General features: G+C 45.7%; 23 protein-coding genes, 1 pseudogene and 1 riboswitch. Of the genes and pseudogenes, 17 read left to right on the top strand and 7 right to left on the bottom strand.

Annotation, left to right across the window (positions count from 1 at the left end):
• Positions 1-130: 130 nt before the first annotated feature.
• Both mtlR and ACQVGT_RS18410 read left to right on the top strand, forming a co-directional pair.
• Positions 131-2,215 carry a mannitol operon transcriptional activator MtlR gene (gene mtlR, locus ACQVGT_RS18415; protein WP_015382795.1) on the top strand — a complete coding sequence of 695 codons (2,085 nt, stop codon included), beginning with the start codon at positions 131-133 and terminating at the stop codon, positions 2,213-2,215.
• 211 nt (positions 2,216-2,426) lie between these two features.
• Positions 2,427-3,938 carry a class I adenylate-forming enzyme family protein gene (locus ACQVGT_RS18410; RefSeq protein ID WP_015382796.1) on the top strand — a complete coding sequence of 504 codons (1,512 nt, stop codon included), beginning with the start codon at positions 2,427-2,429 and terminating at the stop codon, positions 3,936-3,938.
• Between the two features lie 19 nt (positions 3,939-3,957).
• On the opposite strand, the gene ACQVGT_RS18405 is transcribed toward ACQVGT_RS18410, so the two are convergent.
• Positions 3,958-4,554 (bottom strand): class I SAM-dependent methyltransferase, encoded by a 597-nt coding sequence (locus tag ACQVGT_RS18405; RefSeq protein WP_015482815.1) that lies wholly within the window; start codon positions 4,552-4,554, stop codon positions 3,958-3,960.
• A 155-nt stretch (positions 4,555-4,709) separates the two neighbouring features.
• On the opposite strand from ACQVGT_RS18405, the gene ACQVGT_RS18400 reads away from it, so the two are divergent.
• From ACQVGT_RS18400 to amj, 5 genes are all read left to right on the top strand, one after another.
• Entirely contained in the window at positions 4,710-5,570 is an 861-nt protein-coding gene (locus tag ACQVGT_RS18400) for an SDR family oxidoreductase (RefSeq protein WP_015382797.1), read from the top strand.
• A gap of 15 nt (positions 5,571-5,585) precedes the next feature.
• Positions 5,586-6,089, top strand: coding sequence for a D-lyxose ketol-isomerase (lyxE, locus tag ACQVGT_RS18395; protein ID WP_015382798.1), 504 nt, complete (start codon positions 5,586-5,588; stop codon positions 6,087-6,089).
• 86 nt (positions 6,090-6,175) lie between these two features.
• Positions 6,176-6,727 (top strand): GNAT family N-acetyltransferase, encoded by a 552-nt coding sequence (locus tag ACQVGT_RS18390; RefSeq protein ID WP_015382799.1) that lies wholly within the window; start codon positions 6,176-6,178, stop codon positions 6,725-6,727.
• Between the two features lie 77 nt (positions 6,728-6,804).
• Positions 6,805-7,227 carry a pyridoxamine 5'-phosphate oxidase family protein gene (locus tag ACQVGT_RS18385; RefSeq protein WP_015382800.1) on the top strand — a complete coding sequence of 141 codons (423 nt, stop codon included), beginning with the start codon at positions 6,805-6,807 and terminating at the stop codon, positions 7,225-7,227.
• A 505-nt stretch (positions 7,228-7,732) separates the two neighbouring features.
• Positions 7,733-8,542: a lipid II flippase Amj gene (gene amj / locus ACQVGT_RS18380; protein WP_003234394.1), complete on the top strand. Its 810-nt coding sequence runs from the start codon at positions 7,733-7,735 to the stop codon at positions 8,540-8,542.
• 44 nt (positions 8,543-8,586) lie between these two features.
• On the opposite strand, the gene ACQVGT_RS18375 is transcribed toward amj, so the two are convergent.
• Positions 8,587-8,877: a DUF3817 domain-containing protein gene (locus ACQVGT_RS18375; RefSeq protein WP_015252794.1), complete on the bottom strand. Its 291-nt coding sequence runs from the start codon at positions 8,875-8,877 to the stop codon at positions 8,587-8,589.
• Between the two features lie 184 nt (positions 8,878-9,061).
• On the opposite strand from ACQVGT_RS18375, the gene lrpC reads away from it, so the two are divergent.
• The 10 genes from lrpC to ACQVGT_RS18325 all read left to right on the top strand — a co-directional run bounded on the left by lrpC (position 9,062) and on the right by ACQVGT_RS18325 (position 23,554).
• Positions 9,062-9,496 carry a transcriptional regulator LrpC gene (gene lrpC, locus ACQVGT_RS18370; RefSeq protein WP_003246585.1) on the top strand — a complete coding sequence of 145 codons (435 nt, stop codon included), beginning with the start codon at positions 9,062-9,064 and terminating at the stop codon, positions 9,494-9,496.
• A 64-nt stretch (positions 9,497-9,560) separates the two neighbouring features.
• Positions 9,561-11,744, top strand: coding sequence for a DNA topoisomerase III (locus ACQVGT_RS18365; protein ID WP_015382801.1), 2,184 nt, complete (start codon positions 9,561-9,563; stop codon positions 11,742-11,744).
• Between the two features lie 203 nt (positions 11,745-11,947).
• Positions 11,948-13,036, top strand: coding sequence for a glycosyl hydrolase family 8 (locus ACQVGT_RS18360; protein ID WP_015482816.1), 1,089 nt, complete (start codon positions 11,948-11,950; stop codon positions 13,034-13,036).
• Positions 13,017-13,868: a cyclic-di-GMP receptor EpsK gene (gene epsK, locus ACQVGT_RS18355; RefSeq protein ID WP_015382803.1), complete on the top strand. Its 852-nt coding sequence runs from the start codon at positions 13,017-13,019 to the stop codon at positions 13,866-13,868. The genes ACQVGT_RS18360 and epsK overlap by 20 nt, the downstream gene beginning before the upstream one ends.
• Before the next feature lie 10 nt (positions 13,869-13,878).
• The gene (locus ACQVGT_RS18350; RefSeq protein WP_080030711.1) at positions 13,879-15,588 is read left to right on the top strand and encodes a DUF2334 domain-containing protein; all 1,710 of its coding nucleotides are present in this window, start codon (positions 13,879-13,881) and stop codon (positions 15,586-15,588) included.
• Positions 15,581-16,843 carry a glycosyltransferase family 2 protein gene (locus ACQVGT_RS18345; RefSeq protein WP_003246697.1) on the top strand — a complete coding sequence of 421 codons (1,263 nt, stop codon included), beginning with the start codon at positions 15,581-15,583 and terminating at the stop codon, positions 16,841-16,843. Before ACQVGT_RS18350 ends, ACQVGT_RS18345 begins: the two co-directional genes overlap by 8 nt.
• Before the next feature lie 5 nt (positions 16,844-16,848).
• On the top strand, positions 16,849-18,960 hold the full coding sequence (locus ACQVGT_RS18340) for a cellulose biosynthesis cyclic di-GMP-binding regulatory protein BcsB (RefSeq protein ID WP_041517661.1): 2,112 nt from the start codon (positions 16,849-16,851) through the stop codon (positions 18,958-18,960).
• Positions 18,961-19,095: 135 nt separating this feature from the next.
• A riboswitch (cyclic di-AMP (ydaO/yuaA leader) is annotated at positions 19,096-19,239 on the top strand.
• Between the two features lie 192 nt (positions 19,240-19,431).
• Positions 19,432-21,255: a potassium transporter KimA gene (kimA, locus tag ACQVGT_RS18335; RefSeq protein ID WP_003234374.1), complete on the top strand. Its 1,824-nt coding sequence runs from the start codon at positions 19,432-19,434 to the stop codon at positions 21,253-21,255.
• Positions 21,256-21,313: 58 nt separating this feature from the next.
• Positions 21,314-21,766, top strand: a complete 453-nt coding sequence (locus ACQVGT_RS18330; RefSeq protein ID WP_015482819.1) for an NUDIX hydrolase — start codon at positions 21,314-21,316, stop codon at positions 21,764-21,766.
• 63 nt (positions 21,767-21,829) lie between these two features.
• Positions 21,830-23,554, top strand: a complete 1,725-nt coding sequence (locus ACQVGT_RS18325) for a pyruvate oxidase (RefSeq protein ID WP_015382807.1) — start codon at positions 21,830-21,832, stop codon at positions 23,552-23,554.
• Here ACQVGT_RS18325 and ACQVGT_RS18320 read toward each other — a convergent pair.
• The 5 genes and pseudogenes from ACQVGT_RS18320 to ACQVGT_RS18300 all read right to left on the bottom strand — a co-directional run bounded on the left by ACQVGT_RS18320 (position 23,546) and on the right by ACQVGT_RS18300 (position 26,451).
• Positions 23,546-23,758 (bottom strand): annotated as a pseudogene (locus ACQVGT_RS18320) (hypothetical protein). The gene ACQVGT_RS18325 and the pseudogene ACQVGT_RS18320 sit on opposite strands and share 9 nt — an antisense overlap.
• Before the next feature lie 28 nt (positions 23,759-23,786).
• The gene (locus tag ACQVGT_RS18315) at positions 23,787-24,053 is read right to left on the bottom strand and encodes a hypothetical protein (RefSeq protein WP_009966591.1); all 267 of its coding nucleotides are present in this window, start codon (positions 24,051-24,053) and stop codon (positions 23,787-23,789) included.
• Between the two features lie 103 nt (positions 24,054-24,156).
• Positions 24,157-25,434: an Nramp family divalent metal transporter gene (locus ACQVGT_RS18310; protein WP_046340208.1), complete on the bottom strand. Its 1,278-nt coding sequence runs from the start codon at positions 25,432-25,434 to the stop codon at positions 24,157-24,159.
• Positions 25,435-25,663: 229 nt separating this feature from the next.
• The gene (locus ACQVGT_RS18305) at positions 25,664-25,921 is read right to left on the bottom strand and encodes a GlsB/YeaQ/YmgE family stress response membrane protein (RefSeq protein WP_003246519.1); all 258 of its coding nucleotides are present in this window, start codon (positions 25,919-25,921) and stop codon (positions 25,664-25,666) included.
• A gap of 77 nt (positions 25,922-25,998) precedes the next feature.
• Positions 25,999-26,451, bottom strand: coding sequence for a DUF2188 domain-containing protein (locus ACQVGT_RS18300; protein WP_015482821.1), 453 nt, complete (start codon positions 26,449-26,451; stop codon positions 25,999-26,001).
• Between the last annotated feature and the right edge of the window lie 69 nt (positions 26,452-26,520).

Here is a 26,520-nt window from a genome sequence, read left to right as displayed (position 1 = left end):
AAATTACCATTTATAAGTGATTGATTCTTTCTTGAAAGCGTTTTATATTAAAAGGAAACCTCTCTATATCCTCTACTGCATCTCCTTGCGACTTCATCCGCACATCAAGATTGTCTAGGAGGTCTTTTTTATGTATATGACTGCCAGAGAACAAAAGCTGTTAAAGCACTTATTATTACAAAACAGATATACAACCGTAACTGAGCTTGCTGAGCTGATGCAAGTCAGCACGAGAACCATTCACAGGGAACTCAAATCAATTAAACCGCTGATGGAAACCGTGGGGCTTACATTAGATAAACAGCCCGGTAAAGGGTTGAAAGCAGTGGGAAGTCCCGAGGATAAACAAAAGCTGCTTACTGATTTATCATATGAACAGCATGAATACAGCGCCGACGAACGGAAACTGCTCATTCTTTGTTCGTTATTAGAGTCTCAGGAGCCCGTCAAACTGTACACGCTTGCTCATGATCTCCAGGTGACGAATGCCACGGTCAGCTATGACTTAGATGAGCTCGAGAAGTGGATTTCTCCCTTCGGACTGACACTGATCCGCAAAAGAGGTTTTGGCATCCAGCTCATAGGACCGGAGAATGCGAAACGGAAAATTGTCGGCAACTTGATTGTGAACCGTCTCGACATCCAAATGTTTTTGGAAGCGGTTGAATTAAACATCAAAGGAAAAACCGATTCTTCAGAGAAAATGTTCGGTGTTGTCAGCAAAGGTGAGCTGCTAAAAATGGAGCGCATCTTATTTCAGCTCAAAGAAAAAATCGCTTTTTCATTGTCCGACAGCTCCTATATAGCGCTTGTCGTCCATCTGACGTATGCGATCGAACGAATTAAGCTTGGGGAAACCATCACCATGGAGGAAAATGAGCTTGAGGAACTGAAGAATGCGAAAGAATACAGTTCGGCTCTTGAAATCGCGGGCGAGCTTAAACGTGCCTTCGGCGTGACGATTCCAGAGGCGGAGGTCGGCTATATTACAATCCACCTTCGAAGCGCCAATCGAAAATACAAAACAGAATATAAAGCGCAGGAAATTGAGCTGGAAACAGCCCTGCAAACAAAGCGGCTCATTGCTTTTATTTCAGACAAAATCAGAATGGATCTGACGAAAAACTACTCTTTATATGAAGGCTTGATTGCCCATTTGGAGCCGGCCGTCAGCCGCATAAAAGAAAATATTGAGATATACAATCCGATGAAGGAACAAATCAAGCGCGATTATTTTCTGCTTTATATGGCGATCGAAGAAGGCGTCGAAAAGTATTTTCCGGGCATGTCCTTTTCTGATGATGAAATCGCTTTTATCGTTCTTCACTTTGGCTCGGCTCTTGAAATCAAAAAAGAAGAAGCAAAAGTGAAAGCGCTTGTCGTCTGCTCAAGCGGGATCGGCTCCTCGAAAATGCTTGCCTCCAGACTGAAAAAAGAGCTGCCGGAAATTGAATCGTTTGATATGTCATCCCTGATCGAGCTAAAGGGGAAGGATGTTCAAGCCTATGATATGATTGTGTCCACTGTACCGATTCCTTATGAAAACATTGATTACATCATGGTCAGCCCGCTATTAAATGAGGAAGACACAAACCAGGTCAAGCAGTATATCAAGCGGAAGATTCCCCTTATTCTTAACAAAAAAAGAAGCCCGAAGGAAGAGGCGCAGCAAGCTGATGTACCTGACATGCTAGAGGCGGCGGAAAGCATAGGGCGGTATATGGAGGTTATCCAAGATGTTCTGCGCCATTTTACGCTAGCTCCACTCAAAACAAACCCGGATCATAGCATGCTTCTGTTAGAGCTTTTTCAACAGCTGAAGAAGGATGGCCTGATCCGTGATCCGGAAAAAGCCGCGGTTTGCCTGGCTGAGCGGGAGAAACAAGGGGGATTGGGAATCCCCGGAACAAACATGGCGCTTTATCATCTCAAAAATGATGAAATCGTCCTGCCTTTTTTCAAAATGTTTGATCTCAGCACCTCCTATGAAGTGGATGGCATGGACGGAAATACCCTCAGAATGACACGCATTCTCGTCATGATGGCGCCTAGCTCATTATCTGCTGAAGGCTCGGAGATTTTAAGCGCGATCAGCTCGGCAATTATCGAGAGCGGAGAAAGCATGGCGGGGTTTCAGGAAGAAGGAGAACAAGAATTGTATCAGCGGTTAAACCGCATATTTTTCACATGGATGAAAGAAAAAAACATACTGTAAACCTTCATGGCACACGTCAAAAATTTGGCGTGTGTTTTTCTGTGGATGGGGAACAAAATAAGAAAATGTGGGACTATTTTATCATTCAGTATTGGAATAATTCCAAAATGAAATAGTTTTACAAGTTATCTTTTTTGGGTTAAAATGGGTGAGGTAAGGAAGAAAATCTAACAAATTATTGAAGATTCAAGAGAATATAGGAGATGACGATATGGAAACATTACAGCATCTGATTCTGCATGACATGCCGAATAGCGAAGAAATAGAGGCTGTAAAAAGCGGAGACCATACACTGACATATAAAGGTTACCGCAAACGGATTAATCAGCTGGCGAATGCCATGCTTCAAAAAGGAATTCAAAAGGGCGACCGTGTTGCATTGCTTTGCAAAAACGGCCATCCCGCATCAACTGTTATGTTCGCCGCACTTGAAATAGGTGCTGTTGTCGTACCTGTCAGCTGGCAGTTGAAACCATATGAAATGACAGGCATTTTAAAAGCAAGTGAACCGAAAGCGATGTTTTACGGAGCGGAGTTTAAAGAGACACTGGATGAAGTTCTTCCTGAATTGTCCTCACTGTGTGTAACAATGGAAACAGGAACAGCTTACGAAACATCGGCTGAATTTGAAGCGCTGTTTGCAGGTCCTGATCATTTGCCAGAGACGGAAATGGTTTCCCCTGATGATACAGCACTTCTGATGTTTACATCTGGAACAACGGGAAACCCGAAAAGATGCATGATTACACATGGCGGCATATACAGATACGTTAAAAAATCCAACAGCTCAATAGCACGCATGAAGGGCCTTCGTTTTCTCGCGTGCCATCCGATTTATCATACGAGTGCGCTCATTTGCATCATGCTTGGAACGTTTGCAGAAACAACCTTTGTGTTTACAAAGGATCAAGATCCTGTTCACATGCTGAAGGTCATTGAAGAAGAAAAAATTCAAACTGTGATGGCTCTTCCTGTGTTTTACACGTATTTGCTTGAAGCGTGGGAAACGCATCAAACCGACTTATCTTCGCTTGTGATTTTAATGACAGGCGGAACAAAAGTGCCGAGCAGCCTGATCCGCCGCTATCTTGATATCGGCATTCCGCTCGCGCACGGCTATGGAAGCACTGAGGCTTGGGGCATCAGCACATGGCTGCCTGAGATGGGAATGGATAAAGCGGCATCTGCGGGGAAACCTGTGGAAGGCGTTAAAGTCAAAGTCGAAGATCCTGAGACGGGAGAAGAACTCCCTCAAGGAGAAATCGGCGAAATCGTTGTTCACACGCCATTCTTATTTAAAGGCTATGAAGACAATCCTGAAGCAACAGCGAAAGTGCTGAAAAACGGCTGGTTCAAAACCGGAGATTCAGGATATGTAGATGAAGATGGCTTTATTTTCATCACGGGACGCTACAAGGATGTCATTATTTACGGAGGCGATAACGTCTATCCTGATCAGGTTGAAGAAGTTATCCAGCAGATCCCGGGAATCCTTGAAACGGCTGTGGTCGGTATTCCAGACCCGCTTTACGGTGAAAAACCGAAAGCTTTTATCGTGAAAAATGGCGGCCAGCGCATCACGGAAGAGGATGTCATCGCATTTTGTAAAGAACGCCTGTCCGCTTACAAAATACCTGAAGTTGAATTTGTTAACGAACTGCCGAAAAACAACCTTGGCAAGGTGAAAAAAGACGTCCTGCGCAATCAGGCTGTACATTCATAAAAGAAGAAGCCCGCCCACTTTATGTGGCGGGCTTCTTTGCAGTTGCACAGACGGAAAGCTCAGGCTTAATGTTCTTAAATTGTATATCAATGTCTTCGAAGCCGGCTGCTTTAAAGTCAGCAATGATCTGTCTTCCAAATGATTTGGTTTTCTCAGGACTGGCATCCGCTTCCCGCGGCTGCATCGTAATGGCTGCTTTGCCGCCTGGCTTTAATGCCCGATAAATCTGTTTCATGCCTTTTGTTTGGTCATTCCAAATGGTGTAGTTGTTAACGGAAATCACTTTATCATAAAACGAGGCGGGGAGAGGAAATGTCTCGATGCTTCCTTGTATCAGGCGTACGCCCTTTGGTTTCACTCTGCGGGCGGCCAGTTTCAGCATGGCCTCTGACACATCAATCCCATGAAGATGAACATCCTTCTCGCGTTTCAGCATCTGCTGCATGCAGTATCCCGGGCCAAACCCGACTTCTAAAATGCTGTCCCCGCGCGTGATACCCAACTGATTGATTGTCCACTGATTCAGTGTTTGATTTTCAGCAGCCATGATGTACCCGGCAATCATGCCGATGACGCCCTTTGGCCTGCTGAATCTTCTAGAAAGCATGTTAATCATTCAGCAACCAACCCCCTTTTTGAGTTAATTTCCTCCCAGCGTTCCATGTGAAACATTTTTCTGATAAAGCAATGCGAAGGTGCCAAGCCATGTTTATCCAAAGAGTGTGTGAGGTACACAACAAATAGACATGAAAACAAAGGAGGAGAATCATCATGGCAAATTATCCAAAAGAACTGCCGGCACAAACTCAAAGTCGCCAGCCGGGAATTGAAAACGAAATGAATCCAAGTCCGGTGTATGAGTACGAGGATTATAAAGGGGCAGACAAATTAAAAGGAAAAGTAGCTCTTATTACAGGCGGCGACAGCGGGATCGGACGCGCGGTTTCCGTCGCTTACGCAAAGGAAGGCGCAGACATCGCCATTGTGTATAAGGATGAGCATGAAGACGCTGAGGAGACGAAGAAACGTGTTGAACAAGAGGGCGTAAAATGCCTGCTGATTGCTGGTGACGTAGGTGAAGAGGAATTCTGCAATGAAGCGGTTGAAAAAACAGTCAAGGAACTAGGCGGCCTTGATATCCTTGTCAACAATGCAGGTGAACAGCATCCGAAAGAAAGCATCAAAGAGATTACGAGCGAACAGCTTCACCGCACATTCAAAACAAACTTTTATTCTCAATTTTATTTGACTAAAAAAGCAATTGATTACCTGAAACCAGGCAGCGCCATCATCAATACGACATCCATCAACCCGTACGTAGGGAACCCGACACTGATTGATTATACAGCGACAAAAGGGGCAATCAACGCCTTTACAAGAACAATGGCGCAGGCGCTTGTTAAAGACGGCATCCGTGTAAATGCAGTCGCGCCGGGTCCAATCTGGACGCCATTAATCCCAGCTACGTTCCCTGAAGAAACAGTTGCTCAATTTGGGCAAGATACGCCGATGGGCCGTCCTGGACAGCCTGTTGAGCACGTCGGCTGTTATGTGCTTCTGGCATCAGATGAGTCCTCTTACATGACAGGACAGACCCTGCATGTCAACGGCGGAAACTTTGTGACGACATAAGAGGGAGTGAGACATATGGGCATCACGAAAGAAGAAGTGAACAGCTACTATCAAAAAGCAGGGATTGTATTAACGGACGAGGAAGTAGACCAAATCCAGCTGATGGATTACGGCTTAGGAAAAGAAAGAAAAGTCGGGCTCCAGCTCTTCGTCTACGTCAATACAGACCGTTATTGCTCAAAGGAATTGGTGCTGTTTCCGGGACAGACTTGCCCGGAACACCGCCATCCGCCGGTCGACGGCCAGGAAGGTAAGCAGGAGACCTTCCGCTGCCGCTACGGAAAAGTGTATCTTTACGTAGAAGGAGAAAAAACGCCGCTTCCAAAAGTTCTCCCTCCTCAGGAAGACAGAGAACAATATACGGTCTGGCACGAAATTGAGCTAGAACCGGGCGGGCAATACACGATTCCACCAAACACAAAGCATTGGTTCCAGGCCGGGGAAGAAGGTGCCGTCGTGACGGAAATGTCATCAACGAGCACGGATAAACATGATATCTTTACCGATCCAAGAATATAAGGATGGGCTTAAACAGCCCATCCTTTTTGTATTGAAAAAAACAGAATCATCGCTATAATGGGTAAAAAAGGAAAGAGGGCGAAGCGATGTTCACTTGCAAGGTAAATGAGCACATCACCATCCGATTATTGGGGCCGAAGGATGCGGAGCGGCTGGCCGAACTCATTATCCAAAATCAGCAGCGGCTCAGCCAGTGGCTGTTTTGGGCGGTAGATCCAAGCAGCGCTGACACGTACAGAGAAACCATCATTCCAGAATGGCGGCATCAGTATGCAGACCTGAACGGCATCGAAGCGGGGCTCCTTTATGATGGCAGCCTATGCGGCATGATCGGGCTGCACAACCTTGATCAAGTGAATCAAAAGGCGGAAATCGGATATTGGATTGCCAAAGAATTTGAAGGTCAAGGCATTATTACAGCTGCCTGCCGAAAACTCGTTACGTATGCTTTTGAAGAGCTTGGGCTGAATCGTGTGGCAATCTGTGCGGCAGTCGGAAACAAAAAAAGCAGAGCGATTCCGGAGCGGCTCGGGTTTCTAGAGGAAGGAAGGGCACGGGATGGCTTATACGTAAACGGAAGGCATCACGACCTCGTCTACTACAGTCTGTTAAAGCGTGAATGGGAAGGCGAAAAATAAAGAGCACACTTTCTTGTTTAAATCTTCCCCGGATGTGGAAAAGTAACAGCGGAGACGTTAAAAAGGAGTGATTCGAGATGAATCAGCAAGACATTAAACAAAAAGTGCTTGATGTTCTAGATCACCATAAAGTAGGTTCGCTCGCAACAGTTCAAAAGGGCAAACCGCATTCCCGCTACATGACTTTTTTCCATGACGGGCTGACGATTTACACACCGACAAGCAAGGAAACTCATAAAGCAGAAGAAATTGAGAACAACCCCAATGTCCACATTTTATTAGGCTATGATTGTGAAGGTTTTGGCGACGCATATGTCGAAGTTGCCGGAAAAGCCAAAATCAACAATTCGGCAGAACTCAAGGACAAAATATGGAGTTCCAAATTAGAGCGCTGGTTTGACGGCAAGGATGATCCGAATCTGGTGATTCTTGAAATTGAACCGGAGGAAATCAGATTAATGAATGCCGGGGAGAAAACACCGGTCTCACTCGAACTATAAAAAATTTGTGTTTTCAGGGGCAATATGTTATTATGAATAGCTAGTAAGAAAAATAAGCAAATAAAAAAGAAAGTAAACTTCTTTTTTCTGTTTTGAGAGAGAAGCTTACCGCTTCCCAAGCAGCATAACCAGCTGCCCTTATTCTTTTCCTTCATAACAAATCGCCCCTAACGATGAGATGGAAAAAAGACTTTTTTGTTTTACAATTCACACCGGCGCGGCTTCGGAGCCGCAGTGACGATTGAGAGGTAGGGCTTTCGTTGTCTTGTGTTCAAGAAATTTCCATGGTGTTTACTTTCCAGAATGATTCTTCGGAACAATGCTTTATGAATCTAACCCGCCTGACTTGGCGGATGATATAATCTTTATTTGCGTATAGAAAAGAATAAGACAAACCGCCCGGCGTACGCCGGACGGTTTTTTTATTGCAAAAAACACATCGTACTGAAACCTCCTTGTCTTCTTTCTAGTCTTATCTCTAGGATGAAATTGGAGGAAAAATAACGTGCATGTCATTACAACACAAGTACTTTTTATTTTTTGTTTTTTATTGCTGATTCACTCGATAGAAACCTTAGCCTATGCCACAAGGCTTTCCGGGGCCCGCGTTGGATTTATTGCGTCCGCGCTTTCTCTGTTTAATGTCATGGTCATCGTATCCAGAATGTCGAACATGGTGCAGCAGCCCTTTACCGGGCATTTAATTGATGATGCTGGAAAAAACGCACTGGCGATTGTAGGGGAGCAGTTCCGCTTTTTAATTTTCGGATCGACAGTCGGCACCATTTTGGGCATTATCCTGCTCCCGTCTTTTGTCGCTCTTTTTTCACGGGCGATTATTCACTTGGCGGGCGGCGGCGGCTCCGTTTTTCAAGTTTTCCGAAAGGGATTCTCGAAACAAGGATTCAAAAATGCCCTTTCCTATTTGCGTCTGCCGTCTATTTCATATGTAAAAGGATTTCATATGCGCTTGATTCCGAAGCGTTTGTTTGTCATCAACATGCTGATTACATCGATTTATACAATTGGCGTGCTTTCGGCTTTATACGCAGGCCTTCTGGCGCCGGAGCGCAGTACGACAGCCGTCATGGCTTCGGGTTTGATCAATGGGATTGCGACGATGCTACTGGCCATTTTTGTTGATCCTAAAGTATCCGTTCTAGCTGATGATGTGGCAAAAGGAAAACGAAGCTATATCTATTTAAAATGGACCTCTGTCACAATGGTCACATCAAGGGTGGCGGGCACACTCCTCGCCCAGCTCATGTTTATTCCAGGGGCCTACTATATCGCTTGGCTGACAAAGTGGTTTTAATAAAAAAGGCTGGATCATAAAAATCCAGCCTTTTTTGCGTTCCCTTATTTATATTTCCTTAATCCGCGGTCGTACAAAAAATTTCCGAATGGGACGAAAGCGGCGACGAAGCCGGCAGCTGACCATTTCAGCGGCCATTTGACAGAGAAGGTTGCATAAGCCAAGACAAGCAAATACAAAATGAACAACCCGCCATGAACCGAACCGACAATTGTCACCGCAAGCGGAAGGCCTGCCCAATATTTAAGCGGCATAGCGATGAACAACAGGATTAAGAGTGACATTCCTTCAATAAAACCCATCGTGCGAAGTCTTCCGATCGGCGTGTGCAGCATAAATCGCCCTCCTTGTGGACACGTTTTCATTTTATACTATAAACAATCCGGAGGGGCATATGACAGCTTTCAAAAAATGTTCGGAAAACATTCATTTTTACATGCCTTTTCTAGGGAACTGTACTTGTCATTTACAAAAATACCCGAGATAATGTGTACAAAATCAAAAAAGAAGGATGTTGAAATGAAACTTGACCAGATTGATCTGAATATCATTGAGGAGCTGAAGAAGGACAGCCGTTTGTCGATGAGGGAATTAGGCAGAAAAATTAAACTGTCGCCTCCATCTGTAACAGAACGGGTAAGACAGCTTGAATCGTTTGGCATCATCAAGCAATACACGCTGGAGGTCGACCAGAAAAAACTTGGGCTTCCTGTTTCCTGCATTGTGGAAGCAACCGTTAAAAACGCGGATTATGAGCGGTTCAAAAGCTATATTCAAACATTGCCGAATATTGAATTTTGCTACCGGATTGCGGGTGCAGCCTGCTATATGCTGAAAATCAATGCCGAAAGCCTCGAAGCGGTAGAAGATTTCATTAACAAAACATCGCCCTACGCGCAAACCGTCACTCACGTCATTTTCTCAGAAATTGACACGAAAAACGGGCGCGGTTAGAGAGTGCCGCGTGAAGTCTGTTATAATAACAGGATGAGTGTGAAAGAAAGAGAAGTGATCAAGCATGTCAAAAACAGTTGTATTAGCTGAAAAACCTTCAGTCGGCCGGGATTTAGCCCGGGTGCTGAAGTGCCATAAAAAAGGAAACGGTTATCTCGAAGGCGATCAATATATTGTGACCTGGGCTTTAGGCCATTTGGTGACGCTTGCTGATCCGGAAGGCTACGGAAAAGAATTTCAATCTTGGCGCTTAGAGGATCTGCCGATTATCCCAGAACCCTTGAAGCTTGTGGTGATAAAAAAAACCGGAAAGCAGTTCAATGCAGTCAAATCCCAGCTTACCCGTAAAGACGTCAATCAGATTGTCATCGCGACTGACGCAGGCCGGGAAGGTGAGCTTGTTGCGCGCTGGATCATTGAGAAAGCGAATGTCCGAAAACCAATCAAGCGGCTGTGGATTTCATCAGTGACGGATAAAGCGATCAAGGAAGGTTTTCAAAAGCTGCGCAGCGGCAAAGAATATGAAAACCTGTACCATTCTGCCGTCGCCAGAGCGGAAGCGGATTGGATTGTGGGGATCAATGCCACCCGTGCACTTACCACAAAATTCAATGCCCAGCTCTCATGCGGGCGTGTGCAGACTCCGACGCTTGCCATGATTGCAAAGCGCGAGGCAGACATTCAAGCGTTTACTCCCGTTCCATATTACGGCATCCGTGCTGCAGTCGACGGCATGACGCTGACGTGGCAGGATAAGAAATCAAAGCAGACGAGAACGTTCAATCAAGATGTAACAAGCCGTTTGCTAAAAAATCTCCAAGGAAAGCAAGCGGTCGTAGCTGAGCTGAAAAAAACAGCGAAAAAAAGCTTTGCGCCTGCGCTTTATGATTTAACGGAGCTGCAGCGTGACGCCCACAAGCGCTTCGGTTTTTCTGCTAAAGAAACGCTTTCTGTACTGCAGAAGCTATATGAGCAGCATAAGCTTGTCACATATCCGCGGACGGACTCTAGATTTTTATCCAGTGACATCGTCCCGACGTTAAAAGACCGTCTGGAAGGCATGGAAGTAAAACCGTATGCCCAATATGTCAGCCAAATTAAAAAACGCGGCATTAAATCTCATAAAGGATATGTCAATGACGCGAAGGTGTCAGACCACCACGCGATTATCCCGACCGAAGAGCCGCTCGTTCTCAGCAGTCTGAGTGATAAAGAACGAAAGCTGTATGACCTGATTGCGAAACGTTTCCTGGCTGTATTAATGCCTGCATTCGAATATGAGGAAACAAAGGTCATCGCAGAAATCGGCGGAGAAACCTTTACGGCGAAAGGCAAAACCGTGCAGTCGCAAGGGTGGAAAGCCGTTTATGATATGGCGGATGAGGATGATGAGCAGGAGGATGACAGAGACCAGACACTTCCTGCGCTTCAAAAAGGCGACACACTTGCCGTCCGCACGTTAACGGAAACAAGCGGCCAAACGAAGCCGCCTGCCCGCTTTAACGAAGGGACCTTGCTGTCAGCGATGGAAAACCCAAGCGCATTTATGCAGGGAGAAGAAAAAGACCTCGTCAAAACGCTTGGAGAAACAGGCGGCCTCGGCACGGTGGCAACGCGTGCCGACATTATTGAAAAACTGTTCAACAGCTTTTTAATCGAGAAAAAAAACCAAGATATTTTTATCACTTCTAAAGGAAAACAGCTCCTGCAGCTTGTTCCGGAGGATCTGAAATCACCGGCCTTAACAGCAGAATGGGAGCAAAAGCTGTCTGCGATCGCGGCCGGCAAATTGAAATCGGCTGTTTTTATTAAAGATATGAAGGCTTACGCTCACCAAACGGTAAAAGAAATCAAAAACAGCAGCCAAACCTTCCGACATGACAACATCACGGGAACGGCATGTCCGGAATGCGGCAAAATGATGCTGAAAGTAAACGGCAAACGCGGGACGATGCTCGTGTGCCAAGATCGTGAATGCGGAAGCAGAAAAACGATTGCCCGAAAAACAAACGCACGCTGCCCGAACTGCCATAAACGAATGGAGCTTCGCGGCCAAGGCGAGGGCCAAACCTTTGCGTGTGTGTGCGGTCACCGTGAAAAGCTCTCTGTATTTGAAAAACGAAAAAACAAAGACAAAGCGCGTGCTACCAAACGGGACGTATCCTCTTATATGAAAAAACAAAATAAAGATGAGCCGATTAACAATGCGCTGGCAGAACAGCTGAAAAAACTCGGTTTGGATAAATAATAGAAAAACCTGTGCTTATCGCACAGGTTTTTCTATTGGACTTAGGTCCTGTTTTCTTAATGTTCAAAAAGGGGGAAAAAAAGCTAGCAATCTGCATTTTTTTCTTTTATAGTAAATGTACTTTGTAACATGGCAGTCATATTTTCGTCTATAACTATTTGTGAGCGTCTGATTTGCTTCAGGCGACAAAGGGGGATTTGCCTGTGAGGCATGTACTAATTGCTGTCATCTTATTCTTCTTATCTATCGGACTTTCCGCAGGGTGTGCTGAAGCTGGAAACAAGATTCAAAATCAGTCGGCGACAGAAGTGAATGCCAGCCCGCTCCAGCCGGCGGAATATTTCATCTATTACAATTTAATGAATGACAAAGGGCTGATCAAAACCGATTTTTCAGACCAGCCTTCTTACTTGTCGGAATCTCTCGGACTGTGGATGGAGTTTCTGCTCAGCAAAAATGACGCACCGCATTTCCAGGATCAATATCAGCATCTGACTGATTCATTTCTGATGAGCAATCACTTGGTGACGTGGAAGATTCAAAATGGCCAAGCGAGCGGGACGAATGCGCTGATAGATGATATGAGAATTATGCTGTCTCTTGACCAAGCCGCCGAAAAGTGGGGCCGCAGCGACTACGCGCAAACGGCTAGGGATATCGGCACGTCTTTGAAGACATACAATATGAACAACGGGTTTTTTACAGACTTTTACGACTCACAGGCCGCTTCAAAGGATGTGACAATTTCATACGTCATGCCTGATGCCTTAGCTGTCTTAAAGAAGAATGGAATCATAGACGAAGAAACAGAACAGCGGAATGCCAATGTTCTCTATTCAGCTCCTTTAAAAAATGGCTTTCTGCCGAAGACATACAGCTCGGAGACGAAGGAATACACATATGATAGTGAAATCAACCTGATTGATCAGCTTTATGCTGCTTGGCATTTGCCGGAAGGGGATGAAAAAGCATCTGTTTTAGCGGACTGGATCAAGCAGGAATTTCAGAAAAACGGAAAGCTGTACGGGCGGTATTCGGCAGATACCAAGGAGCCTGCCGTCCAATATGAGTCTCCATCCGTATATGCCTTAGCCGCATTGTTTTTGACAAAACAGCATGAAAACAGTTATGTCATCAAAGCCATATATGACAGAATGAATGACTTTGAAATTCATGATCCGGTGAAATCGTATTATGGAGGCTATATGAGCGGCACTCAGACGCATTCATTTGACAATCTGCTGCCGCTGTTAGCCGAAAGGAAGCTTTTTAATGAAAATATCATTCAGTGAATCACAAAAATTATTTGCTTATTTTTCAGGGCTCATCGCGGCCCTGTCTTTGTTTATTTATTATGTGCCAGCCCAGCAATCAGAAGGTGCTCTGATCCTTTGCATCACATTTGTCGTCATCGCCGCAGGCATCTGGTTCGGCCCGATTTACGCGCTGGCAGTGACCTTAATCGTACTCTTTGTTCTCGGCACCTTAATGATGTTTTTCCAGACTGGACAGACATCGCTCTTTCCGGCTGAGGAAGGGCTGCGAATGCTTGTCGTGTGGGGAATCGCGCTTTTGCTGTTTTCTTTTATTTCTGGAAGAATCCACGATATTACAGCAGAGCTTCGGCGCTCAATGACACGGCTTCAATCCGAAATTAAAAGCTATGTTGCTGTTGACAGAGTGACTGGTTTTGATAACAAGCAAAGGATGAAGCTGGAGCTTTCAGAAGAAATCAAGCGGGCGGAGCGCTACGGCAATTCTTTCGTTTTTTTGCTGCTGCATATGCATTATTTCAAAGAGTTTAAGTCTTTGTACGGTGAAAAAGAAACGGACCGCCTCTTCCAATATGTCAGTCAGCAAATCAGGACAAGCGTTCGGGAAACGGATAAGAAATTCCGTCCCTCTGACGAGCGTATCGGGATCGTGCTGACGCACACGCCTGCTGAACATATGCCGGCCGTTCTGACTAAGCTGAAGAAACAATTGGATACATATCAGCTGGAAAATGGAAAGTATGTGTCGCTTACGTTCCACGTTTGCTTTTTGCCTTACCGCAACGATATCAAAACAGCTGAACAATTTTTAGAAGAACTGGAAAACGAGATGATGATGAATGAACTATAAAGGGATCACACTGCTATGCGTCATGATGCTTCTATTTTTAGCTATTGCGTCTTTTCCCGTTTCTGCGCAAGCGAAAGATCAGGATGCCGGCATTCTCATCATCTATACAACCTTGGATGGCAAAGAGTCGTCACAAGTCAAAATGCTCGATTTGCTTGCGGGCCACTTTACATCCCATGTGACAGTCAAAAAAGATTCAGACGTTGAAGCGTCGGATTTCAAAGGGAAAGACCATGTGATTTATTACGGCCAAACGAAAAGAAAGCTCAGCAAAAAATTGCTGTCTCTTATCAGCGGCGTAAAAAAACCGGTTGTCGCCATTGGCTATAACGCAGGCCAAATCAGCCAATTTTCCGGGCTTTCATTAGCCCGCAAAGAAAATGTGTTTCAGGTTCACAGCAGGTCGGAAAAGGCCGATGTGTCTCTGGAAAGCGGGCTTAACGTGCTGAGTGTATCAGGCCTGAAAGGAACGGCGCTTTACACCTTCAAAGCCGATGACGGCACAACGCATTCTTTTATATGGAAAACAAAAAAAGGGAATGTGTACATTGGATTAACAAATTTGTTAAATGACAATTTAATCGTGGCGAAACAGCTCAGAGAAGCTTTCGGAGAGAAGGCGGGGACGACGTTATTGTATTTGCGTCTCGAGGATATCAGCCCGATGTCTGATGAAAAATTGCTGCTTCAAGCCGGTACATACCTGCATAAGCGGCATATTCCTTTTATCCTGGCGGTCATTCCGGTTTACTTGAATCCGGAAACAGGCGACAAAGTGTATTTGTCTGATCAACCGAAGATGGTCAAGGTGCTGAAAAAGCTGCAAAGCATGGGCGGCAGTATCATTGTTCACGGCTATACTCACGCTTATCGCTACAGTGAAACAGGAGAGGGCTTTGAATTTTGGGATGCAAAGGCGGATCAGCCGATTACATCCGGAAATGCCGAAGACCCCCCGTCCGTTTTGGAGAAAGAACAGGACTTCCCGAACGAACAAGCCTATCACAGCTATCTCGAACCATTTCGGGAAAAGGAAGAAACGTATACAAAACAAAAACTGACGCGTGCCATTGAGGATTTGACATCGTCGGGTCTTTACCCGCTGGCGTTTGAAGCGCCGCATTACACGATGTCCGATTATGGCTATCAAATCGCCTCGCAGTATTTTACAAGCATTTTCGGCCAGGTCCAGCTCAGCAGCACAACATGGAAAACATCCGGTGCACCTCCGTTTGTGACTGCTCCTTCGATGTTGCACGGAATGACGCTTTATCCGGAAACGATCGGTTTTGTCGACACATCAAAGCAAAACCCGCTCGGTGAGATGGAGGAGCACATCTCCCAGATGATTGATTTTGAAGGCGGAGTAGCCGGAGGATTTTATCACCCGTACCTTGGGATGAAATATCTGCCGGAGCTCGTTGATCAGATGGAACGCATTCCAGACAGTGAATGGCTTGATTTAAAGAAAACGAAACAAACCGTCAAAACAGACAAAGTGGAAATTCATACAAGCGGTGACGGAACGATTCAGGTGAAAAACGGCGTAAGCGCCATTGACGAGTTTTTCGATCATCACCGGCAAACCCCTCTTGAAAAGGCGTTATGGATTCTCTCCGCTGTTGTGCTCTTATTTGTCATCATGTTTGTCAGTTATACGTTTTACTTGAGAGCCACATTGAAAAAACGAATTTTTAAGGAGAGAAGAAGCCTTGGGTAATACGCTGTTCTTTATCTCGCTAAGTTTAATATGGGTGATGCTTCTCTACCACATGTTCCTCATGCAGGGCGGGTTCCGCCACTATATGACCTTCGAACGGAATATCCCGAAGTGGAGAGAAAACATGAAGGAATTGCCGAAGGTCAGCGTCCTCATCCCGGCGCATAACGAAGAGGTTGTGATTCGGCAGACGCTGAAGGCGATGGTCAACCTTTATTATCCGAAGGACCGGCTGGAGATTATCGTCGTTAATGATAATTCATCAGACCGGACGGGTGATATCGTCAATGAATTTTCCGAGAAATACGATTTCATCAAAATGGTGATTACGAAGCCGCCAAATGCAGGAAAAGGAAAATCCTCTGCACTTAACTCGGGTTTTGCCGAATCGAACGGCGATGTGATCTGTGTGTATGACGCCGACAACACGCCTGAGAAAATGGCCGTGTATTACCTCGTGCTCGGCCTGATGAATGACGAAAAGGCAGGCGCCGTGGTAGGAAAATTCCGCGTCATCAATGCAGCAAAGACGCTGCTGACAAGGTTTATTAATATCGAAACGATCTGTTTTCAGTGGATGGCCCAGGGAGGCAGATGGAAGTGGTTCAAAATCGCCACGATCCCAGGCACCAACTTCGCGATCCGCAGAAGCATTATCGAAAAGCTCGGAGGCTGGGATGACAAAGCGCTCGCTGAGGATACTGAGCTGACCATCCGGGTGTATAATCTCGGCTACCACATCCGCTTTTTCCCTGCCGCCATCACGTGGGAGCAGGAACCGGAAACATGGAAGGTATGGTGGCGCCAGCGCACCCGATGGGCGCGCGGCAATCAATATGTCGTGCTCAAATTTTTGGCGCAGTTTTTTAAGCTGAAACGAAAACGGATTATCTTTGATTTGTTTTATTTTTTCTTTACGTACTTCCTGTTTTTCTTTGGCGTGATCATGTCAAATGCGATTTTTGTAGTGAATTTGTTTTATGATCTGCATTTGTCTGTTGGATTTTTGGCAATGATTCTCTGGATTTTGGCGTTTTTCTTATTTATGACAGAGGTCATGATTACGTTGAGCATTGAAAAAACAGAAATGAACAAGCAAAACTTTTTTATCGTATTTCTCATGTACTTCACATACTCGCAGGCATGGATTGTGCTTGTTATCTACTCTTTATTCGTAGAAATCAAGCACCGTTTATTCAAGCAAGAGGTCAAATGGTACAAGACAGAACGATACAATCAACATAAAAGCGGGTGACCTTTTTGAAACAAATAATGATTTTTCTCACAAGCTTCATGCTGCTGGTGATGACTGGACAAACGGCTCTTGCCAAAGACGTACAGGTCAGCGGTTCGCTCCTCGGGAAAAGCAGCCAAGAACAAGCCAAACAGCAGGTGCTGACAAGCGAGCTGATTACACTGTATGGATCAAAAGACAGCGCAGAGCTGACGTATCAGATCCCGGCAGGCGCCTCTTCGGGCAATCAGCAATTGGTAATCGAATACGAGGCATCAAATCTTTTAATTTCTCCATCATCGTTAACGGCTGTCATTGATGATGAACCGGTCAAGACGTTAAAGCTTGATGGTGATTCCAAACGGAAAACAGTGAAGCTGAATCTGAATAAAAGCCAGTCTGCGCAAGGCTATCACAACGTATCGCTGAAATTCTACGGCGTAATGAAAGAGGGCGTGTGCGTCAGACAGGATACATCAGGCAACTGGATCAAAATTTATCCGGACAGCCGGCTGACACTTGCTGACAGCAGTGAAGCGAAGGGAACGTCGCTGGACCATTATCCGTATCCTTTCGCCCAATCTGGAAATACAGCGGAAGAAACAGCCATCGTCATTCCGGATGACCCAAGTTCAGCAGAAATAGAAGCTGCTGTTAAAACAGAAGGCTATTTGAAAACGGTGGACAGCAGTGTCAGTATTGCGTATGTCACGGAATCTGAACTGAAAAAAATCGATAAGCCGACGATTGTTATCGGTGTGGACAAGCATTGGAACGGCAAAGTGAAAAAACTGTTGAAACAAGCCGGGCTACAGGCAAAAGGAGAAAACCTTCTGCTTGCGGAGCGAGTGCTGAAAGCAGAGGGCAAACAGCAGCCGGTTCTGTTTGCGCAAGCGGCGTCCGAGGACGCGCTCACTAAAAAAATCAGCGTGATGACAGATCAGACATATACAGGCCAGCTCAGCGGCGATACACTTTCAATCAGCAAGCTTCAGCAGACTGAAAAAAAAGAAAGCGATAAGCTGACCCTTGAGAATTTTGGAGCGGGCGATATCACAATTGGAGCCGACAAAACATCTTCAGCACATTATTTTTATCCGGCTTCGGCTGTTTTAGATGAAAACCAATCGGCGAAGCTGTCGCTTAAACTGAAAAAGTCTGAAACGATTCAAGCCTCAACGGCTGAAAACGAGTCAGCCTCTCAGGCCGCAGAACTGAAAGTGATGATCAACGGCCAGCCGCACTCGGTCCGACTTGATGAATTAGGAAAAGAAGATAAAAACGGATTCTATCATGTCACAGTGAAAGTGGACCCTAAGCTGCTGCAAAAAAACCGCTACATTGATATTCAGTTCGTCACGACCGGTTTAAAGGAAAACAACCCTTGCAACACCACTGATGAAGAAAAGTGGGTTTTTATCGATAAAAACAGTACATTATCATACGCCATCAAAGGCATGTCTCCGTCAGCGGATTTTCAAGAGTGGCCGCTGCCTTACGCCGGAAACCAGGATCAAACAACGTTAATCGTGCTTCCTGACACCGTAAGCCAATCGAAGCTAGAGGAGCATTCTCTCGTAACGGAATCCTTTGGCAGCGAAGCACAGCATTCATATACGGTAAAGAAATCATCTGACGTTACAGCAAAGGATGCGAAAGGACGAAACCTCATTTTCATAGGGGGGATCAATCAATTTTCTCTTCTGAAGGAGAAATCATCAGATCTGCTTGTGCCGCAGGAAAAGAACGGCTCGTTTGATGTATCTGGTTTCGAGATGCTGAATGAGACGACAAAACAAGTGGTATTTACCCAAGCATCGGTTTGGGATTCACGCTATACAATGGCTGTCTTTGCACCGTCAAAAGGAGATGGCACGGCTGTCACAAAAGAGATCATCAGTTATCTGAACAGCAACGATGAGTCGGCAACCGTCCTTAATGAAACAAATAGCCAGCAGGTGTTTACAAACCACCAGCAGCTCAAATCGGAAACAAACAGTTCCGACGCAGAACAATCAACACAGGATCATAGCCAGAAATGGATGTATATTGGTGTGCTGGCACTCATTATGGTGATTGCGGCAGTATTCATTTGGATTGCTGTAAGACGCAGAAAAAGAAAGACAGATACAGAATAAAACAGAGGCGATTTTAGCCTCTGTTTTTTTATTTTTGGTAAGTAAATTCCATTTGTGGAACCTGTCATTTTATTTTTTTCTCTCAGCCAATAAGCCTCTTTACAACGTGCGGGAACGGGAGTATGATCTCTTTTAGAAAACAAATCGCTTAATCTGAAATCAGAGCGGGGGACCCAATAGAACGGCTTTTTGCCGTTGGGGTGAATCCTTTTTAGGTAGGGCTAACTCTCATATGCCCGAATCCGTCAGCTAACCTCGTAAGCGTTCGTGAGAGGAGATGAATGAAACCTGTGTTCGATGTTATGGCACAGGGGCATCCGTTTGCCTCTGTGTTTTTTGTTGTTCATTTTTGAATGCAAATCGCATACAGAGACATCATAGCAGAAAGGACTATCATCAACATGTGAGAGCAAGACACTGATGTTTTATTGTTTTAATTGAAAAATGAGAAATTAAAAGGGGAAGACATCGATGTATCATTCAATCAAACGTTTTTTGATTGGGAAACCACTAAAATCCCAAGCAGCTGGAGAGCAAAAACTGACGAAATTAAAAGCCTTGGCTATGCTTTCCTCAGATGCGCTGTCATCTGTCGCATATGGGACAGAACAAATTCTAATCATTTTGGCAACAATCAGTGCTGCCGCATTTTGGTACTCCATTCCGATTGCGGTTGGCGTTCTCATCTTGCTGCTCGCACTGATTCTTTCATACAGGCAAATTATTTACGCTTATCCGCAGGGCGGCGGGGCGTATGTCGTTTCTAAAGAAAATCTCGGTGAAAAACCGGGATTGATTGCGGGCGGTTCATTGCTTGTTGATTATATTTTAACAGTAGCGGTAAGTATTTCCGCAGGCACGGACGCCATCACGTCAGCCTTTCCTGCATTGCATGATTATCATGTACCGATCGCTATTTTTCTCGTGTTAGTGATTATGATTTTGAACCTGCGCGGGCTTTCGGAATCGGCATCCATACTTGCCTACCCGGTTTATCTGTTTGTGGTGGCGCTTTTGGTTCTCATTGCAGTCGGGTTGTTTAAACTCATGACAGGACAAATAGACCAGCCAGCCCATCATACACCGCTCGGCACACCTGTAGCCGGCATTACGCTGTTTTTGCTGCTTAAGGCTTTTTCCTCCGGCTGCTCAGCATTGACCGGGGTTGAGGCCATTTCTAACGCGATTCCTGCATTCAAAAACCCGCCTGCGCGAAACGCGGCAAGAACGCTTGCGATGATGGGGATTTTGCTGGCGATTCTGTTTTCCGGCATCACGGTGCTCGCGTACGGGTATGGTACGGCGCCGAAGCCTGATGAAACAGTGGTTTCACAAATTGCGTCCGAAACCTTCGGGCGGAATGTGTTCTACTATGTCATCCAAGGTGTCACATCGCTTATTTTGGTTCTTGCTGCAAATACGGGATTTTCAGCCTTCCCGCAGCTTGCCTTCAATCTGGCGAGAGACCAGTATATGCCGCGAATGTTTACAGTCAGGGGCGACCGCTTAGGCTTCTCAAATGGGATTATCTTTTTAGGCTTTGCGTCCATTGTTCTCATTATCTTATTCGGAGGACAGACGGAGCACTTAATCCCTTTATATGCTGTGGGCGTATTTATTCCATTTACGCTTTCACAAACCGGCATGTGCATGAAATGGATCAAGCAAAAACCAAAAGGCTGGATCGGAAAAATGCTGATCAACTCCTGCGGCGCTCTGATCTCATTTATGGTTCTATCCATTCTGTTTGTGACGAAGTTTAATGTCGTATGGCCTGTGTTAATCTTTATGCCTATCGTCGTTTTGCTGTTTTTTGCGATTAAAAATCACTATACAGCGGTTGGCGAACAGCTTCGCATCGTAGACAAAGAGCCGGAAGAAATCAAAGGCACCGTTGTGATTGTGCCTGTGGCTGGTGTCACCACCGTCGTGCAAAAATCGATTCACTATGCGAAATCACTGTCCGATCAGGTGATCGCCGTTCACGTGTCATTTGACAGAGAACAGGAAAAGAAATTCGAAAAACGCTGGGAAGAGCTTAATAACGGCGTGCGTCTCGTGACGCTTCACTCCTCTTACAGAAGCCTTGTCCATCCGTTTGATAAGTTTTTGGAAACAGTTGAGGCAAAAGCGAAGAAGGAGCAGTTTTCCGTTATGGTGCTGTTTCCGCAATTTATAACGAAAAAACGCTGGCACACCATCCTTCACAACCAATCGGCCTTCCTCCTCAGAGTCCGGCTGTTCTGGAAAAAGGACATAATGGTTGCCACACTGCCGTATCACTTTAAAAAGTAAAGCTCTAGGACCAAGGGAATCACCTTGGTCCTTTTTTGTTGGAAAAGGAGGTATGGCGGTGTATACACAAGGTGCTTTTGTGATCGCACTGAACGAAAGTCAGCAAATTCTGCTGGTGAAACGAAAAGATGTCCCTCTATGGGATTTGCCGGGCGGCAGGGTTGATCCCGGGGAATCGGCTGAGGAAGCGGCAGTGCGGGAGGTATTGGAAGAAACGGGATACAATGCAGCGCTTTCTGCGAAAATAGGTGTTTACCTAAGGCCAAAGTTTCAAGATGAACAGCATGTGTTTTTCGGAAGCATAACAGGCGGACAAGCAATGGCTAACGGCACAGAGACAGCGGGATTAAAGTGGGTTTCTCCGGGGCGTTTGCCGCTTTTTATGGTGCCGAACCGAAAAAGGCAGATCAATGATTTCAAAAACGGCGCTCAAGATGTAAATGTCACCGTCAAGGATAGCGGGTTGCTCGCGGCGATCGACCTGTTGAAAAGAAGACTGGGCAAGCGATAAAGGTCTCCGGGTTTTAAAGCCTTTCTCCTGTGGTATTTAAAAAAGGAAAAAGGAGGATACGTTATGGCACACAAAACTGCAGGACAAGTAATGACAGAGCTGCTTGAGCAATGGGGAGTTGATCATGTATACGGCATCCCCGGAGACAGTATAAATGAGTTTATTGAAGAATTAAGACACGAAAGAAATCAACTGAAGTTCATTCAAACCCGCCACGAAGAGGTAGCGGCACTGGCAGCCGCGGCTGAAGCAAAACTCACCGGCAAGATCGGAGTCTGTCTGTCAATCGCAGGGCCGGGAGCGGTACACTTATTAAATGGTTTATATGATGCAAAAGCGGACGGCGCCCCTGTGCTGGCGATTGCAGGACAGGTTTCTTCTGGCGAAGTCGGACGGGACTATTTCCAGGAGATTAAGCTGGAGCAAATGTTTGAGGACGTGGCTGTGTTCAACAGAGAGGTACATAGCGCAGAATCACTTCCGGATCTCTTAAATCAGGCGATCAGGACCGCCTACAGCAAAAAAGGCGTTGCGGTATTGAGCGTGTCAGATGATTTGTTTGCGGAGAAAATCAAACGGGAGCCCGTGTATACTTCACCAGTGTATATTGACGGGAACCTTGAACCGAAAAAAGAACAGCTCGTCACCTGCGCCCAATATATTAATAACGCTAAGAAGCCGATTATCCTGGCAGGGCAGGGAATGAAAAAGGCGAAACAGGAGCTCTTAGAATTTGCGGACAAAGCCGCCGCTCCGATCGTTGTTACACTCCCGGCAAAGGGTGTTGTTCCCGATAAGCATCCGCATTTTCTCGGCAACCTCGGGCAGATCGGAACAAAGCCGGCTTACGAGGCAATGGAGGAATGTGATTTATTAATCATGCTCGGAACGTCATTCCCGTACCGTGATTATTTGCCAGATGACACGCCGGCGATACAGCTCGATTCAGACCCGGCAAAAATCGGAAAACGGTATCCGGTGACAGCGGGCCTTGTCTGCGATTCGGCTCTCGGCCTGCGCGAATTGACAGAGTATATTGAACGCAAGGAAGACAGAAGATTCCTGAATGCCTGCACAGAACATATGCAGCATTGGTGGAACGAAATTGAAAAAGATGAGACAGAGGCAACAACACCGCTTAAACCTCAGCAGGTCGTGGCACGTCTTCAGGAAGCGGCAGCCGATGATGCGGTGCTCTCTGTAGATGTCGGCACTGTGACAGTCTGGATGGCGCGTCATTTCAAAATGAACGCGAACCAGGATTTCATCGTTTCCAGCTGGCTTGCGACAATGGGTTGCGGCCTGCCGGGAGCGATCGCAGCAAGCTTGTCCGAACCGGAACGCCAGGCGATCGCCGTCTGCGGTGACGGGGGATTTTCCATGGTCATGCAGGACCTCCCGACCGCCGTCAAATATAAGCTCCCGATCACAGTCGTTATTTTAAACAACGAAAATCTCGGCATGATTGAGTACGAGCAGCAGGTCAAAGGCAATATCGACTATGTCACAAAACTTCAAAATGTCGACTATGCCGCATTTGCAGAAAGCTGCGGAGCAAAGGGCATCAAAGTGACCAAAGCGGAAGAGCTTGCGCCGGCTTTCCATGAGGCGCTGCACTCTGACCAACCTGTCGTTGTGGATGTCATGATTGGAAACGAACCGCCGCTGCCTGGCAAAATCACCTACGGGCAGGCGAAAGGCTTTAGCAAGTACATGCTGAAAAACTTCTTCGAAAACCAAAAATTTGAAATGCCGTCACTGAAGAAAAGTTTGAAACGGTTATTTTAAAAAAACAGAAAACAGAGGCCCCAAAAGGCCTCTGTTTTTTGTTGGAAACAAACGTATTTTCAGCTATAACATGTTTGAATTCATAAAATGATCGGTGTATGTATTAGGAACTGATTTGGCCATACTCAAAACAGACAAAAGGACAAATGCATCTTGTTTCAAAGTAATGAGATGCATTTGTCCTTGTATGTTTATTCTTATCAAATCTTACAGAACTCTTCTCATAATAGGGTTATTTCTCTTTTTTCTTCAGCCCGAAGAAGAAAGGAAAAGCAGAACCGACCAAGAAGGTGCCGAATAAAAACATGCCGCCGATAAACACGTGGAAATTTGTGTGTCCGGCCGTAAACGCCGTGATTAGGGAAATGATACTGAGCACGATCATGGCAATGCCGGGCGCGACTCTCATTTTTCCCTTGGATTTATGGGCAGCAACAGAACATAAAATGCCGATAACAATAGGAACAATCCACAAATAAAACAGAATAAATACTGACATCATCAAAACTCCGATTTTTCTTTTATCATAACAAATTTCTGTCAAAAAGGGTATCAATGAGCTTTTGCGAAAAAATAAAAACCGGCTTTAGAAGCCGGTTTTTTTATCGAAACGTATCTACAATTAAAAACACATTCAAAGCGACGATCAATACCGCAATCAGCCAAGACACCACTGTGACCCATTTGGCGTTGATTAGAGATCCCATGATCCGTTTATTGCTTGTAAACATAATAAGCGGAATGAGGGCAAAGGCGATCCCGAAGGACAGCACGACTTGGCTCAGTACGAGAGCGGTCGTCGGATTAACGCCTGACGCGATGATCAAGATCGGCGGAATGATCGTGATAAAACGCCGTACATACAGCGGAATTCGGTAGTTGATAAATCCTTGCATAATCACGTCCCCTGAAAGTGTGCCGACAGACGAACTGGATAGACCGGCAACGAGCAGCCCGATCCCGAATAAAGCCGCAGACATAGGGCTGACTAGATGTCCGAATTGCTGAAATGCGACGTCGAGATCCTCAACAAACAGGCCGTTTTTGAAGAATAATGCGGCAGCCACAATCAGCATACTTGCATTAATAGCCCCTGCAATCAGCATCGCTATTAAAATATCAATAAATTCAAACCTAAAGATTTTTTTTCGTTCTGCATCAGTTTTGCCAATCACCCGCCGCTGTGTAAGGGCAGAGTGTAAATAAATGGCGTGCGGCATAACAGTTGCGCCAAGAATACCCGCTGCAAGAAGCACACTGTCAGTGCCATGAAACGCCGGGACAAAAAGGCCCTTCATCACTGACACGGCATCAGGCTTTGCGAAAAAGGTCTGCAGCGCAAAGGCGATCACGACCACAAACAGCATACCGGCAATACCGGCTTCAAGTGAGCGATAACCGCGGCGCTGAAGCTCCAATATCGCGAAAGAACCGATCGCAGCTATAATAGACGCTTCAAGCATCGGAATGCCGAACAGCAAATACAGTCCCAGAGCCGCTCCGATAAATTCCGCCAGATCAGTTGCGATAATGACCAGCTCGCCCTGAATCCATAATCCGATCGAAACAGGCTTCGGGAATTCTTCACGGGCAACCTCAGGCAGATTTTTGCCTGTCGCAATACCGAGTTTGGCGGATAGGGATTGAATTAAAAGCGCCATGATATTAGAAAATAAGATCACCCATAAGAGCATATATCCGTATTTAGAACCCGCCGAAATATTCGTTGCGAAGTTGCCGGGATCAATATAGGCAATGGCTGCTATAAATGCAGGGCCGAGAAAAGGGAGCAGCCCTCTGAATCCTCTGATTTTCCCGTCAAGCGCATCTTGGACGGCTTTGGAACGGGGAGATTGTGCTGTGATGTCCTTGTTCATCATGTCTCACCTGAATTCTGTTTGTTTTTGCCGTACAACAAAGAGTTTCCTTAAGGCAAATTATTTTATCTACATCATATGACCATCCTGGTTTCTTGTCAACCGAAAATGTTCAAAATACACTTCTGAATTTTTCCCTGTTATGTAACATGATATGTAGGGATTCGGGATAAGGTCCCATATAAAAAGACATCGTTTCAGTTCGAAACGATGCCTTCTGTATCTAATGAGTCTAGGCTTCCTTCCGCAGCCCGCGGAATATAAGGCCCAGCAAGAATACAAAGATGGCTGCCCCGATGATGGCCGGGAAAATAGCAAAGCCGGCGAGGCTCGGTCCCCATGTGCCAAGAAGTCCGTGCCCAATCCAAGCGCCGATCAGCCCGGCAATCATAGAGCCGAAAATTCCTCCCGGCAGCCGGTTTCCTACAATGGCGCTCCCAATTAATCCGATAACAATAGCAACAACTAATGAAACCAAAAAGCTAAGCATCATGATCACCTCTCATAAATGATTTACCAATCAATAACCGCTCCTGATCATTTCGAAACACTTAAAAGCATATTCCTTTATGATCCTGTTTTAATCTTTCTCTGCACACTGCCGTCAGCTAAATGAACAATGACCTCAGTGCCTTTATGCGCCGCGATTTCCTTTGCCCGTTCAATCGCTTCTTTCTTTGTATCCTTGATTTCAGACACACGTTTGGCGCCCTCGGCTTTGACTGCCCAGCCTTTTTTATGCTTAATAACATGCTCTGGTTTATTCATGAGCTCGGGGCCGCTGCCGCTGCTTGGATCAGCATCACGTTCTGTCTCATCATCATGCGTCAGGAAATCATCAATTTCATCTGTAGAGGCGTTTTCCGCCCATTCCTTCGCTTTGCTTGTCGCAATTGGAATCGCGCGCCCTTCCCCATAGCCTTCATCAATCATCGCATTTGCAATGTCTATCGCCTTTTTTCTCACCGGCTTCTCAAGATTTTTTAATGAAGCAGGATAATCCTTCATCGACCAAGGCATGTCCATCACTCCTTTTCCTTTTATAAAAATGGTACCCGCAGGTGAAAAATAAAAACGCATCCGAAAAAA

The sequence above is a fragment of the Bacillus sp. SCT118 genome (genome assembly GCF_058566435.1).
The sequence above is the reverse complement of the archived record's forward strand: the minus strand, read 5'-3'. Positions and strand labels throughout refer to the sequence as shown.